We start from the raw sequence: 13199 nt of genomic DNA, 5'->3' as shown, positions 1-13199 counted from the left end.
CGTTCGAATGTCGAAAAAACTCTTCACCCTCACCGTGCTCGGTGGCCTGATGCTGGCCAACAGTGCCTTTGCCGGCAAGCTCACGGTGATCTCCTATGGTGGCGCGAGCAAGGCCGCGCAGGTCACCGCGTTCTACAAGCCCTACGAACAAAAGACCAAGACCCAGGTGATCGCTGGCGAGTGGAACGGTGAAATCTCCAAGCTCATCGCCATGAACGACACCAAGACCGTGACCTGGGACGTGCTCGATACCGAAGACACCGACCGTGCCCGTGGCTGTGAAGAAGGTCTGTTCGAAAAACTCGACTACGAACGCCTCGGCACGCCGGGCGACTGGATCGAAGGCACCAAGAGTGACGACGGCTGTGGCGTCGGTATCTTCGTGTGGTCCAACGTGCTGGCCTACAACGCCGACAAACTGAAAGTCGCCCCTACCGGCTGGGCCGACTTCTGGGACGTGAAGAAATTCCCGGGCAAGCGCAGCCTGCGCAAATCTGCCCGCGGCTCGCTGGAATTCGCCCTGATGGCCGACGGCGTGCCGCCTGCCGAAGTCTACAAGCTGCTCAGCACCAAAGAAGGTGTGGACCGCGCCTTCAAGAAACTGGACGAGATCAAGCCGTACATCCAGTGGTGGGAAGCCGGTGCACAGCCGCCGCAGTACCTGGTGGCTGGCGATGTGGTGATGGCGTCCTCGTACAACGGCCGCATCCACGCTGCACAGCAGAGCGGCAGCAACCTGAAGATCGTCTGGAACCAGAACCTGTACCAGTTCGACGAGTGGGCCATCCCGCGCGGCACCAAGAACCTGGACAAGGCCTACGACTTCATCAAGTTCGCCATGCAGCCTGAGCAGCAGAAGCTCTACACCGAGCAGATGGCCTACGGCCCGTCCAACACCAAGGCCGCCGAAATGCTCGACAAGTCGCTGGCTGACGACCTGCCCACCGCGGCAGAGAACCAGAAGAATGCACTGCGGGTAAACGTCGAGTTCTGGCTCGAGAACGCAGAAACGCTTGAACAGAAGTTCAACGCCTGGGCTAGCAAGTCCTGATTTCCCCTCCCTGTGCGCCTCATGGATGATCAGCGCACAGGTTCTATTCTCCTGTCCAGGGCCCTCCCCGCAGCCATGTCCAGTCCGCTAGACTGCGATCCTCTATCGTGTCTGGATCGTGGATTGCACATGAAACTCGCCACCGCCCTGGAACAGACCTCCCTCAGCCAGGCCACAGTGGTCGCGGGCAGGCAATGCCTGGACCGCGACCTGGCGTGGGTGCATATCGTCGATCACCCCGACATCTTCAACTGGCTGAAAAAGGGCGACCTGCTGCTGACCACCGGCTACAACTGGCCGCAAGACCCGCAAAAATGCCGCGACATGGTTCGCCGCCTGGCCGAGCTGGGCCTGGCCGGGGTCGTGATGGCAGTCCCGCACTTTCACGAACACTTCCCCCAGGCGGCCATCGAAGAGGCCGACCGCTGCTGTTTCCCTTTGCTGGAACTGCCCTGGGAAGTCGCCTTCAGCGACATCACCCAGCAGGTTCTCGAACAGATCATCAACTTCCAGACCCGCATCATCCGTCGCTCCGACCTTATCCACCGCATGCTCACCCGCGCTGCCATCGAGGCCGACAACCTGCAGAGCCTGGCCAGCGCACTCACCAGCGCCCTGGAACTGCCGGCGCTGATCGTGGCCAGCTCCGGCAGCGTGCTGGGGGCCAGCGGGCCGGCCAATGACGCCGTGGAGCTTGCCGTGATGCGCCACCTGAACGAGCAGGCCAACCTGCTGCAGGGGGTCGGGCCGCAGGTGCTGGAGCTGGACGCCGATGCCGGCACGTTTCGCCTGGGCTGCCCCATCCGCCTGCAGGGCGAGCGGGTCGGGGTGGTGTGGCTCAAGGGCCAGCGGGACAGCTTCGAGGAGCTGCACTGCCGCGCAGTGGAACATGCTGCGCTGATCGCCGCCCTGCAGCTGTCCCATCAACGCGAATTGCTGGACCAGGAAAACCGCCTGGGCCATGCCCTGGTGGCAGGGCTACTGGAAGGCAAGTTCCCCGAAACGCCACGCGCCATCGAACGTGCGCTGGTGTCCGGCTGGTGTCATACCCGCGACTACCGCGTGTGCCTGGTGTTGCTGGACGAGCCGATTCCCCTCAGCCGCGAGGGCTTCCAGCGGCGCAAGGAACAGGCCGAGCGCATCACCGAGATCATGCAGGGGCTGGGAATCGCGCCCCTGCTGTCGGTGTCGCTGAACCAGATCAGCCTGATCGTGCCGGCCGATGTGGTGCCCGAGTCGATCTGGAAGCATATTCGACTGGACGGCGGCGCCATGGCCGCCAGTCGCGTGCACCGGGGCGTGGCAGGCATGGCCCAGGGCGCCGGAGATGTGGCCACCCTGCTGCCGCTGCTGCGCCCGGGCAAGCTGCATGGGTTTGACGAAGTGCTGTTTCCGCGGGCGCTGATGGGCGACGACGATGCACGGCGCATGCTGCTGGAGCGCCTGGTGACCCCGCTGACCCGGCACAAGAACGGTGCCATGCTCATGGAAACCCTGTGCACCCTGGCCAGCGAAGGCTTTCAGCTGGCCAGCAGCGCCCGCTGCCTGGACATCCACATCAGCACATTACGCTACCGCGTGGAGCGCATCGAAGAGCTGCTGCAGCTGTCGATGGAGAACCCGCAGGCGCGCTTTCAGCTGCAGGTGGCGACCGAGATGTACCGCCTGCAGAACGACGCCTGACAAACAATCTGCTGCCTGTACCGCCAGGTGGCGGGCCAGGCCCGCTCCAGCAGGCCGTCAGTGGCCTTGCGGGAGCGGGCTTGACCGGCGCTGGAGACACCTCGACCACCCCCGCAGCATAGTGTGCTGCCAACCCCCTCAATACGGCATTTATGCCTGGCCCAAGCGGCCATCTCGGCATCGGTCACTGCGTGCCTGTTCTTACAATCGTGCCATTCACCGGACCCGTAGAAGGCACCCTCTCCATGTTGAAAAGCACACTGCGTGACCCCTCGCTGCTTGTCGAACGCGCTTACGTCAATGGCAGCTGGATCGATGCCGACAACGGCGAAACGATTGCCGTGATCAACCCCGCCGACGGCAGCGAAATCGCCCGGGTCCCGGCCCTCGGCGCCGCCGAGACGCGACGCGCCATCGAGGCCGCCCAGGCCCGTTTCGAAAGCTGGCGCGAAGTCCCCGCCGCCACCCGCGCACGTCACCTGGAAGCCTGGTACAGCCTGATCCTGGAAAACCAGGAAGACCTGGCGCTGATCATGACCGCCGAACAAGGCAAGCCCCTGAGCGAGTCGCGCGGCGAAATCGGCTACGGCGCCAGCTTCGTCAAATGGTTTGCCGAAGAGGCCCGTCGCATCTACGGCGACACCATCCCCGCGCCCACCAACGACCGCCGCATCCTGGTGCTCAAGCAGCCGATCGGCGTGGTGGCGGCCATCACCCCGTGGAACTTCCCCAACGCGATGATCACGCGCAAATGCGCGCCGGCCCTGGCCGCCGGCTGCACCGTGCTGGTCAAGCCGTCCGAGATGACCCCGCTGTCGGCCCTGGCCCTGGCGGTACTGGCAGATCGTGCCGGCATCCCGGCCGGGGTGTTCAACGTGCTCACCGGCCTGCCTGCCGGCATCGGCAGCGAAGTGACCGCCAACCAGGCCGTGCGCAAGTTGTCGTTCACCGGCTCCACGCGCATCGGCAAGCTGCTGATGAGCCAGTGCGCCGACACCCTCAAGCGCCTGAGCCTGGAGCTGGGTGGCAACGCGCCGTTCATCGTGTTCGACGACGCCGACCTCGACCTGGCGATTGCCGGGGTGATGCTGAGCAAGTTCCGCAACGCCGGGCAGACCTGCGTGTGCGCCAACCGCATTCTGGTGCAGGACGGCATCTACGACCGCTTCGCCGAGCGCCTGCGGGCTGCAGTGGCCGAGCTGAAGGTGGGTGATGGCCTGGGCGAGAACGTGACCATCGGCCCGCTGATCAACGCCGCCGCCGTCGCAAAAGTCGCCAGCCACATCGGCGATGCGGTGGAAAAAGGCGCCAGCATCTCGATTGGCGGCATGCCTGACGACACCGGCCTGTTCGTGCAGCCGACCGTGCTGCTGGACGCCACCACCGACATGCTGCTGGCCACCGAAGAGACCTTCGGCCCGGTGGCCCCGCTGTTCCGTTTCAAGGACGAAGCCGAGGCCCTGGCCATCGCCAACGCTACCCCGTTCGGCCTGGGCGCCTACTACTTCACCCAGGACATGCGCCGCGCCTGGCGTGTGGGCGAGCGCCTGGAGTTCGGCATGGTCGGCCTGAACACCGGGATCATCTCCATGGAAGTGGCCCCGTTCGGCGGCATGAAACAGTCCGGTACCGGCCGTGAAGGCTCCAAGTACGGCCTGGACGAGTTCCTCGAAATCAAGGCCTGGCACATGGGCGGCCTCGACTGAATACCTGCGTTCCCGAACCCCTGACACCATCGTTAGTTAATGGAGCTGCACCATGAATTCTGCACTGACTGAAAATCAACGCCTGCTGGCCCTGCGCGAGCAGCACGTACCCCGCGGCATCGCCACCGCCCACCCGATCGTGGTCAGCCACGCCCAGGGTTCGGAGCTGTGGGACGTGGACGGCAAGCGCTACCTGGACTTCGTCGGCGGCATCGGCGTGCTCAACGTCGGCCACAACCACCCGCGTGTGGTCGAGGCCGTACGCCGCCAGGTGGGCGAGATCTCCCATGCCAGCTTCCAGGTGGTGGCCTATGCGTCGTACATCGACGTGGCAGCGCGCCTGAACGCCATGGTCGGTGGCGGCGAAGCCTACAAGAGCGTGCTGTTCACCTCCGGCGCCGAAGCGGTGGAGAACGCCATCAAGATCGCCCGTGGCTACACCAACCGCCCGGCGGTGATTTCGTTTCGCGGCGGCTTCCACGGGCGCACCCTGCTGGGCGTCACCCTGACCGGCATGAGCCAGCCGTACAAGCAGAACTTCGGCCCGTTCCCGGCCGAGATCTACCACGCCACCTACCCCAACGAATACCGTGGCGTGAGCAGTGACGACGCCCTGGCCGAACTCGACCACCTGTTCGCCACCGACGTGGCCCCCGACCGCGTGGCGGCCATCCTGATCGAGCCGGTGCAAGGCGATGGCGGCTTCCTGCGCGCCCCCGATGCCTTCCTGCGTGCCCTGCGCGAACGCTGCACGCGCCACGGCATCGTGCTGATCCTGGACGAGATCCAGGCCGGCTTCGGGCGTACCGGCAAGCCGTTCGGCTTCCAGCACTCGGGCATCCAGCCTGACCTGGTGACCGTGGCCAAGAGCCTGGCCGGCGGCATGCCGCTGTCGGGTGTGGTGGGGCGTGCCGAGATCATGGACGCGCCGACCCCGGGCGGCCTGGGCGGCACCTACGGCGGCAACGCCGTGGCCTGCGCGGCTGCACTGGCGGTGATGGACCTGTTCGAGGAAGAAGACCTGCTGGCCCAGGGCGAGCAGCGTGCGGTGCAACTGCGTGAAGGCCTGCTGGCCCTGCAGAACCGCTACCCGTGCATCGGCGACGTGCGTGGCCTGGGCTTCATGCAGGCCATCGAGATCGTGGCCGACGACGCCGCGCAGACCCCGGACGCGAACCTGGCCCAGGCCATCATCGACCAGGCCCGTGAAGCCGGCCTGCTGGTGATCAAGTGCGGCGTGTACCGCAACGTGGTGCGCTTCCTGGCACCGCTGGTGACCACCGAGGCGCAGATCTCCGAAGCGCTGCGCATGCTCGACCAGGCGTTGACCCGCGCTACGGCGTAATCCGCCCCCTCTGCGGCGCCACCTTCGCTGGCAATGCCGGCTCCCGCCGGGAGCGGCCTTGCCAGCGAAGGCCCCGTGGGTGAAAGTGTGTTTTTTTGTCATCCCGCATTTCAGGAGTCAGGAATGGAAGCGGCAACCAAGCTCGATCGGATCGATATCAACATCCTGGTCCAGTTGCAGAAAGACGGCCGCATGACCAACGTCAGCCTGGCCGAAGCCGTGGGGCTGTCGCCCAGCCCGTGCCTGCAACGGGTCAAGCGACTCGAGGCGGCAGGCTATATCAGCGGCTACGAAGCCCACCTGAACCTGGCCAAGTTCGCCAACTCGGTAACCATCTTCACCGAAGTCACACTGAGCGACCACAAACGCTCCGACTTTCAGAAATTCGAATCGAGCATCCGCAACATCGACGAAGTGCTCGAATGCCACCTGATCAGCGGTGGCTATGACTACCTGGTGCGCTTTCTGACCAGCAGCATCCAGCATTACCAGGAGCTGATGGAAACCATCCTCGACCAGAACATCGGCATCGAGAAGTACTTCAGCTACATCGTGATCAAGTCGCCGGTGATGAAAAACAAGGTGCCCCTGCGCAGCCTGCTCGCCGCCGTCTAGCGCCTGGCCTCGGCCTGCTGTTCATGCAGGCTGTCGAACAACGCCTGGGCCGCAGCCGACAGTTCGTGGCCCGGCTTGCTCAGCACCCCGATGGCACGTTCCACCGGGTCGCGCAGGGTGATGCAGCGCGCGCCCAGCTCGTGCATCTGGCCGGCGCACAGGGCCGGCACCGCGCTGACCCCAAGCCCGCTGGCCACCATGCGACCCACTGTCACCAGTTGATGGCTCTCGAACTCCACCGCCAGCTTCATGCCGCGCGCCTTGAGGTGCTCTTCGAGCATCACGCGCACGTTCGAGGGCCGTTGCAAGGTGATGAACGGCTGCTGCAGCAAGGTCTGCCAGTCGATTTCATCCAGCGCGGCCAGGGGCGAATCCAGCGGCACCACGGCAGTGAACCGGTCGACGTACAGGGGCGAGAACACCAGCGACGAGCCTTCGAACGGTTCGAACGCCACCCCCAGCTCCACCTGGCGGTCACGCACCATCTCCAGCACCTGTTCGTTGATCACGTCGTTCACCGTGACCCCGATGTTCGGGTAGCGGGTGCGAAAGTTCTTCAGGATGGGCGGCAGCAGGTTGCCTGCGAACGACGGCATCGCCGCAATGGTCACGCGCCCGCGCTGCAGGGTGAAGCGCTGGCGGATCTCGTCCTCGGCGTTGTCCCAGTCGGCAAGCAGGCGGCGCACCAGGGGCAGCAGCGATTCGCCTTCCGGGGTCAGCGTGACGTTGCGCGTGGTGCGCGTGAACAGCCGCCCGCCCAGGCCCTCCTCCAGCGACTTGATGGTCAGGCTCAGTGCCGACTGCGACAGGTGCAGACGCTCGCAGGCCACCGCGAAACTCAGGCTCTGGGCCACTGCCCAGAAGGCACGCAGCTGCTTGACGGTCATGCTGACTCCGGCAAAACGGGGAATTGTTGAGGTTTATCGATCAATCCATCTCAAAAATCAACTTAACAAATATATGTAATGGCGCAACACTCACGCCACTGGACCACTAACAAGGAGAATATTCCATGCAAGACGTCGTCATTGTCGCGGCCACTCGTACCGCCATCGGCAGTTTCCAGGGTTCGCTGGCCGCCATCCCGGCCCCGGAGCTGGGCGCAGCGGTGATCCGCCGCCTGCTGGAGCAGACCGGGCTGGCCGGCAGCGAAGTGGATGAGGTGATTCTGGGCCAGGTGCTCACCGCCGGCAGCGGCCAGAACCCGGCGCGCCAGGCCGCGATCAAGGCCGGCCTGCCCCATGCGGTGCCGGCCCTGACCCTGAACAAGGTCTGCGGCTCGGGCCTCAAGGCCCTGCACCTGGGCGCCCAGGCGATCCGCTGTGGCGACGCCGAGGTGATCATCGCCGGCGGTATGGAGAACATGAGCCTGGCCCCCTACGTGCTGCCTGCCGCGCGCACCGGCCTGCGCATGGGCCATGCCAGCATGATCGACAGCATGATCAGCGACGGCCTGTGGGATGCCTTCAACGACTACCACATGGGCATCACCGCCGAGAACCTGGTGGACAAGTACGCCATCACCCGTGAGGCCCAGGACGCCTTTGCCGCCGCCTCGCAGCAAAAGGCCTGCGCGGCCATCGAGGCCGGCCGCTTTGCCGACGAGATCACCCCGATCCAGATCCCGCAGCGCAAGGGTGAGCCGCTGGTGTTCGCCACCGACGAACAGCCCCGCGCCGGCACCACCGCCGAGTCGCTGGCCAAGCTCAAGCCGGCGTTCAAGAAGGACGGCAGCGTGACGGCGGGCAACGCCTCGAGCCTCAACGACGGCGCAGCGGCGGTGCTGCTGATGAGCGCGGCCAAGGCCAAGGCCCTGGGCCTGCCGGTACTGGCGCGCATTGCGGCCTATGCCAATGCGGGCGTGGACCCGGCGATCATGGGTATCGGCCCGGTCAGCGCGACCCGTCGCTGCCTGCAGAAGGCCGACTGGTCGCTGGATCAGCTGGACCTGATCGAAGCCAACGAAGCCTTCGCGGCCCAGGCGTTGTCGGTGGGCCAGGAGCTGGGCTGGGACGCGAGCAAGGTCAACGTCAACGGCGGCGCGATTGCCCTGGGCCACCCGATCGGTGCCTCGGGTTGCCGTGTGCTGGTGTCGTTGCTGCACGAGATGATCAAGCGTGATGCGAAGAAGGGCCTGGCAACCCTGTGCATCGGTGGTGGGCAGGGTGTGGCGTTGGCCATCGAGCGCGCCTGACCCTCGATCTGCAGCGCCTCGTCGCGGGTCAAGCCCGCTCCCACAGGATTGCCGTGGCACCTGTGGGAGCGGGCTTGACCCGCGATGGCGTCGACACCTTGCATCGCCTGGCTACTGCACCTGCACCATCAGTTCCACCTGCACCTTGGCCAGCATGTGCTCCATCCCCCCGCCCCGGCGCATTCCGCGCACCGGGCACGCATCCAGGTAATCCAGCCCCACCGCCAGCTTCAGGTGGCGCTCGGGCCTGGCCAGCCGATTGGTGATATCGAAACTGTACCAGCCCTCCCCCAGCCAGGCTTCGGCCCAGGCATGGCTGGCCAGGTGCGTGGCGTCCTCGGTGCACAGGTAGCCCGACACATAGCGCGCCGGGATACCCAGGCTGCGCACACAGGCCAGAAACGCATGGGTATGGTCCTGGCAAACCCCCGCCTGCCTGGCGAACGACTCGGCCGCGGTAGTGCCCACCTCGGTCGCGCCGGGGCTGTAGGGCATGTGCTCGGCCAGCGCATTCATCAGCTCGATCAGCGCCGCCCTGTCGCGCCGCTCGCCGCAATGCTGCGCGGCAAACGTCAGCAGCGCCTCGTCGGCGGCGGTCAGCGGGCTGCTGCGCAGAAACGGCAGCGGCGACTGCAGGTCCGGCTCCACCTCGCGGGTGGGGTCGATCTCCACCTGGCCGTGGGCGCACAGCACGATCTCGCCGTGGGGCTCGTCCAGGGTCAGTACATGCAGCACGTTGCCATAGGGGTCGAGCTGGCTGCGCACCTTGCGCGGCATGTCCACCTGCCAGTCGATGACCCGCTGGCGCTCGCTGTCCTGGGGCGTGAGGCGCAGGAACTGGATGCTGGTGCACACCTCGTTGGCATAGCTGTAGGTGGTGTCGTGGCGAATGGACAGTTTCATACCACCTCCAGGTAGGCGTCGTGAATGGCCTGGCCCAGGTCGCGTACCTGATCGATGAACTCGATCAGCCAGGCGTGCAGGCCTGCATCGAGGATCTCGTCGATGCCGGTGTAGCGCAGGCGAGCGTTGAGGCCGGCGGCCAGGCGCTGCGCCGGGCGGCCGTTGATGCCGGGCAGGTTGGACAGTTCAAGGTCCAGCTCCTGGATGCAGGCATGCAGCGAGCGCGGCACCTCGGCGCGCAACAGCAGCATTTCCGAAACCTGCTCGGCGTTCGGTGCGTTGCGGTAGATCTCGTTGAAAGCCTCGAACGACGACAGGGCGCGCAGCAAGGCGCTCCACTGGTAGTAGCCACGGGCCGACTTGTCGCTGACCTCCTCCGACTCCTCGCCAAACATCTCGTAGCGCGCATCCAGCAGGCGCAAGGTGTTGTCGGCACGTTCGATGAAGGTGCCCAGGCGAATGAAGCCATAGGCCTCGTTGCGCATGATGGTGCCCGAGGTGGCCCCGCGAAACAGGTGCGAACGCTCCCGCACCCATTCGCAGAACTGGCTGATGCCGTAGCGGCCCAGGCCGTTGCCGGCAATGGCGCGCATCTCCAGCCAGGTGGCATTGATGTTCTCCCACATGTCGGCGGTGATGCGCCCGCGCACGGCGTGGGCATTGCTGCGCGCCGCACGCAGGCAGCAGTAGATGCTGCCGGGGTTGGCCTCGTCCAGGGCAAAGAAGTGCAGCATGTGCTCGGTGTCGAGCGCGCCGTGGCGGGCCTTGTAGTCTTCCAGCGTGCCGGCCGCCAGCAGCGACATGGCCAGCTCCGCGTGGCCGTCGCTGCGCCCGGCCTGGGGCATCAGCGACAGCGAATAGCTCACTTCGAGCATGCGCGCGAGGTTTTCCGCGCGCTCCAGGTAACGCGACATCCAGTAGAGGTCTGCAGCGGTTCTTGAAAGCATGGTTCAGTCCTCCACCACCCAGGTGTCCTTGGTACCGCCGCCCTGCGACGAGTTGACCACCAGCGAGCCTTCGCGCAGCGCCACCCGCGTGAGGCCGCCGGGCACCAGGCGGGTCTGGCTGCCCGACAGCACGAACGGGCGCAGGTCGATATGGCGCGGGGCAATGCCGCTTTCGACAAAGGTCGGGCAGGTGGACAGGCACAAGGTGGGCTGGGCGATGTAGTCCTGCGGCCGGGCCTTGAGGCGCAGGCGGAATGCTTCGATCTGCGCTGCCGTCGACGCCGGCCCCACCAGCATGCCGTAGCCCCCGGAGCCCTGGGTTTCCTTGACCACCAGGTGCTCCAGGTTGGCCAGCACATGGGACAGCTCGGCCGGCTTGCGGCACTGCCAGGTGGGCACGTTCTTCAGAATCGGCGCTTCGTCCAGGTAGAAGCGGATCATCTCGCCCACGTAGGGGTAGATCGACTTGTCGTCCGCCACCCCGGTGCCGACCGCATTGGCCAGCACCACGTTGCCCAGGCGGTAGGCGGCAATCAGGCCGGGCACCCCGAGCATCGACTCGGGGTTGAAGGTCAGCGGGTCGAGGAAGGCGTCATCCAGCCGGCGGTAGATCACGTCCACCGGCTGCGGGCCGCAGGTGGTGCGCATGAACACGCGGTCGTCACGCACGAACAGGTCGGCGCCTTCCACCAGTTCCACCCCCATTTCGCGGGCCAGGAACGCATGCTCGAAGTACGCGCTGTTGAAGCGCCCCGGGGTCAGCACCACCACCGTGGGGTTGTCCAGCGGGCTGGCGCTCCTGAGCGTGTCGAGCAGCAGGTTGGGGTAATGGTCGATGGGCGCGATGCGCTGGGCGGCGAACAGCTCGGGGAACAGGCGCATCATCATCTTGCGGTCTTCGAGCATGTAGCTCACGCCGCTGGGGGTGCGCAGGTTGTCCTCGAGCACGTAGTAGCTGCCGTCGCCATCGCGCACCAGGTCCACCCCCGCGATATGCGCATAGAGGCCCCGGTGCAGCCCCAGGCCACGCATGGCCACCTGGTAGCCCTCGTTGGCCAGCACCTGCTCGGCCGGGATGATGCCGGCCTTGAGGATGCGCTGTTCATGGTAGATATCGGCCAGGAACATGTTCAGTGCCTGCACCCGCTGGATGCAGCCACGCTCGATGACCTGCCATTCGCTGGCCTTGATGCTGCGCGGAATGATGTCGAACGGGATCAGGCGTTCGGTGCCCTGCTCGTCACCGTAGAGCGTGAAGGTGATGCCTGCGCGGTGGAACAGCAGGTCGGCTTCGCGGCGGCGCTGCGCCAGCAGTTCCAGCGGCGTGTCCGCCAGCCAGCGGGCAAACTCGCGGTAATGCGGGCGACACTGGCCCCCTGCGGCATACATTTCGTCAAAAAAAGCTCCGGACATACCCCACTCCTCGCCGTGTTCGTAACGGCTTCTTCTAATTGGCTGCTGTCTTCCAGTACCCGGGCCTTTCAACAGACTTTAGCAAGGGCTGTGCCCAACGCCCGGGAATCGCTCTGCCACGCCCCTTGAGCGCGGCGGGCGACCCGAGCGGTGCATGCATTTGCCCCATAACGGTGCGCGCAACCTGCCCGGTGCACGCTGCGCACCTTTTCGTAAAGACTTGTATCTACGGGGCCTCCCCAGCAGCACATGGCGATCTGGTGGCCTAGAATGCCGACACCTCTTTTCTGCGAGTTGCTGCCATGACCGCTTCGCCATTGCTGACCGCCTTCCTGCCCGTTGCGCTGGGCATCATCATGTTCGGCCTGGGGCTTTCGCTGACCCTGGCCGACTTCGCCCGGGTGGTGAAATACCCCAAGCCGGTGGTCATCGGCCTGGTGTGCCAGATCCTGCTGCTGCCCTTCATCTGCTTTCTGATTGCCAACGGTTTTGGCCTGGCACCGGCCCTGGCGGTCGGCCTGATGCTGCTGGCGGCCTCACCCGGTGGCACCACCGCCAACCTGTTCAGCCACCTGGCGCACGGTGACGTGGCGCTAAACATCACGCTGACGGCGGTGAACTCGCTGATCGCGATCCTGACCATGCCGCTGCTGGTCAACCTGTCGCTGAGCTACTTCATGAGCGCCGACCAGGCCATCCCGCTGCAGTTCGCCAAGGTGCTGCAGGTGTTTGCCATCGTGCTGGTGCCGGTGGCACTGGGCATGCTGGTGCGGCGCCTGACCCCGGCCTTCGCGGCGCGCATGGAGAAACCGATGAAGCTGGTGGCGGCGCTGTTCCTGGCCGGCACGGTGATGCTGGCGCTGATGAAAGACTGGGCCACCGTGGTCGAGTACGCGCCCCTGGTAGGCGCAGCCGCGCTGTTGTTCAACCTGGTGAGCCTGGGGCTGGGCTACTATGTGCCGCGGATGCTGAAGATTCCGAAGCGCCAGGCCATCGCCATCGGCATGGAGATCGGCATCCACAACGGTACGCTGGCGATTGCACTGGCGCTGAGCCCGACCCTGCTCAACAACTCGACCATGGCCATTCCGGCGGCGCTGTACAGCCTGATCATGTTCTTTACCGCCGCCGGGTTTGGCTGGTGGGTGAGCCGCAACCCGGAACCGGTGGCAGTGCTCGACTGACTGCACGGCAAGGCCGGCTGCTACGGGGTTCTGTGAACGGCGCAACCCCCTGTAGGAGCCGGCCTTGCCGGCGAAGCAAGCCAACACCGTTCAATTGCGTTGCTCCAATCGCCGCTGCCGTCTACCCAGCCAGCCCCCGGTAGCCGCCCACCCCAGCG

11 protein-coding genes are annotated in these 13199 nt (G+C 65.6%); 7 read left to right on the top strand and 4 right to left on the bottom strand.

All coding sequences use genetic code 11. The annotated features are described in order from the left end of the window. The first annotated feature begins 7 nt into the window (after positions 1-7). The 5 genes from MF6396_RS16330 to MF6396_RS16310 all read left to right on the top strand — a co-directional run bounded on the left by MF6396_RS16330 (position 8) and on the right by MF6396_RS16310 (position 6400). A complete protein-coding gene (locus MF6396_RS16330) occupies positions 8-1051 on the top strand; it encodes a polyamine ABC transporter substrate-binding protein (protein ID WP_078480920.1) in 1044 nt (347 codons plus the stop codon). Between the two features lie 129 nt (positions 1052-1180). Then, the gene (locus MF6396_RS16325) at positions 1181-2734 is read left to right on the top strand and encodes a PucR family transcriptional regulator (RefSeq protein ID WP_078480918.1); all 1554 of its coding nucleotides are present in this window, start codon (positions 1181-1183) and stop codon (positions 2732-2734) included. A gap of 245 nt (positions 2735-2979) precedes the next feature. Beyond that, on the top strand, positions 2980-4440 hold the full coding sequence (locus MF6396_RS16320) for an NAD-dependent succinate-semialdehyde dehydrogenase (RefSeq protein WP_054914469.1): 1461 nt from the start codon (positions 2980-2982) through the stop codon (positions 4438-4440). Positions 4441-4492: 52 nt separating this feature from the next. After that, on the top strand, positions 4493-5785 hold the full coding sequence (gene gabT, locus MF6396_RS16315; protein ID WP_043861219.1) for a 4-aminobutyrate--2-oxoglutarate transaminase: 1293 nt from the start codon (positions 4493-4495) through the stop codon (positions 5783-5785). A 123-nt stretch (positions 5786-5908) separates the two neighbouring features. Then, positions 5909-6400 carry an Lrp/AsnC family transcriptional regulator gene (locus tag MF6396_RS16310; protein ID WP_043861218.1) on the top strand — a complete coding sequence of 164 codons (492 nt, stop codon included), beginning with the start codon at positions 5909-5911 and terminating at the stop codon, positions 6398-6400. On the opposite strand, the gene MF6396_RS16305 is transcribed toward MF6396_RS16310, so the two are convergent. Further along, entirely contained in the window at positions 6397-7287 is an 891-nt protein-coding gene (locus MF6396_RS16305) for a LysR family transcriptional regulator (protein ID WP_078480917.1), read from the bottom strand. The two genes, MF6396_RS16310 and MF6396_RS16305, sit on opposite strands and share 4 nt — an antisense overlap. Before the next feature lie 125 nt (positions 7288-7412). Between MF6396_RS16305 and MF6396_RS16300 the strand changes: the two genes are divergently transcribed. Further along, positions 7413-8594: an acetyl-CoA C-acetyltransferase gene (locus tag MF6396_RS16300; protein WP_043861216.1), complete on the top strand. Its 1182-nt coding sequence runs from the start codon at positions 7413-7415 to the stop codon at positions 8592-8594. 111 nt (positions 8595-8705) lie between these two features. On the opposite strand, the gene MF6396_RS16295 is transcribed toward MF6396_RS16300, so the two are convergent. Genes MF6396_RS16295 through MF6396_RS16285 form a run of 3 tightly spaced genes read right to left on the bottom strand, consistent with a single transcriptional unit; the run spans position 8706 to position 11857 of the window. Then, positions 8706-9497 (bottom strand): transglutaminase family protein, encoded by a 792-nt coding sequence (locus MF6396_RS16295; protein ID WP_078480915.1) that lies wholly within the window; start codon positions 9495-9497, stop codon positions 8706-8708. After that, the gene (locus MF6396_RS16290; RefSeq protein ID WP_043861214.1) at positions 9494-10444 is read right to left on the bottom strand and encodes an alpha-E domain-containing protein; all 951 of its coding nucleotides are present in this window, start codon (positions 10442-10444) and stop codon (positions 9494-9496) included. Before MF6396_RS16290 ends, MF6396_RS16295 begins: the two co-directional genes overlap by 4 nt. Positions 10445-10447: 3 nt before the next feature. Continuing rightward, complete coding sequence (locus MF6396_RS16285; protein WP_043861213.1) at positions 10448-11857, bottom strand: circularly permuted type 2 ATP-grasp protein; 1410 nt, start codon at positions 11855-11857, stop codon at positions 10448-10450. A gap of 302 nt (positions 11858-12159) precedes the next feature. Here MF6396_RS16285 and MF6396_RS16280 point away from each other — a divergent pair, with 302 nt between their 5' ends. Continuing rightward, positions 12160-13041 carry a bile acid:sodium symporter family protein gene (locus MF6396_RS16280; RefSeq protein WP_043861212.1) on the top strand — a complete coding sequence of 294 codons (882 nt, stop codon included), beginning with the start codon at positions 12160-12162 and terminating at the stop codon, positions 13039-13041. The last annotated feature ends 158 nt before the right edge of the window (positions 13042-13199 follow it).

The sequence above is a fragment of the Pseudomonas sp. MF6396 genome, assembly GCF_002018915.1.
GTDB classification, from domain to species: Bacteria; Pseudomonadota; Gammaproteobacteria; order Pseudomonadales; family Pseudomonadaceae; genus Aquipseudomonas; species Aquipseudomonas palmensis.
Note: the sequence above shows the minus strand (reverse complement) of the source record. Positions and strands in the feature narration are given on the sequence as shown.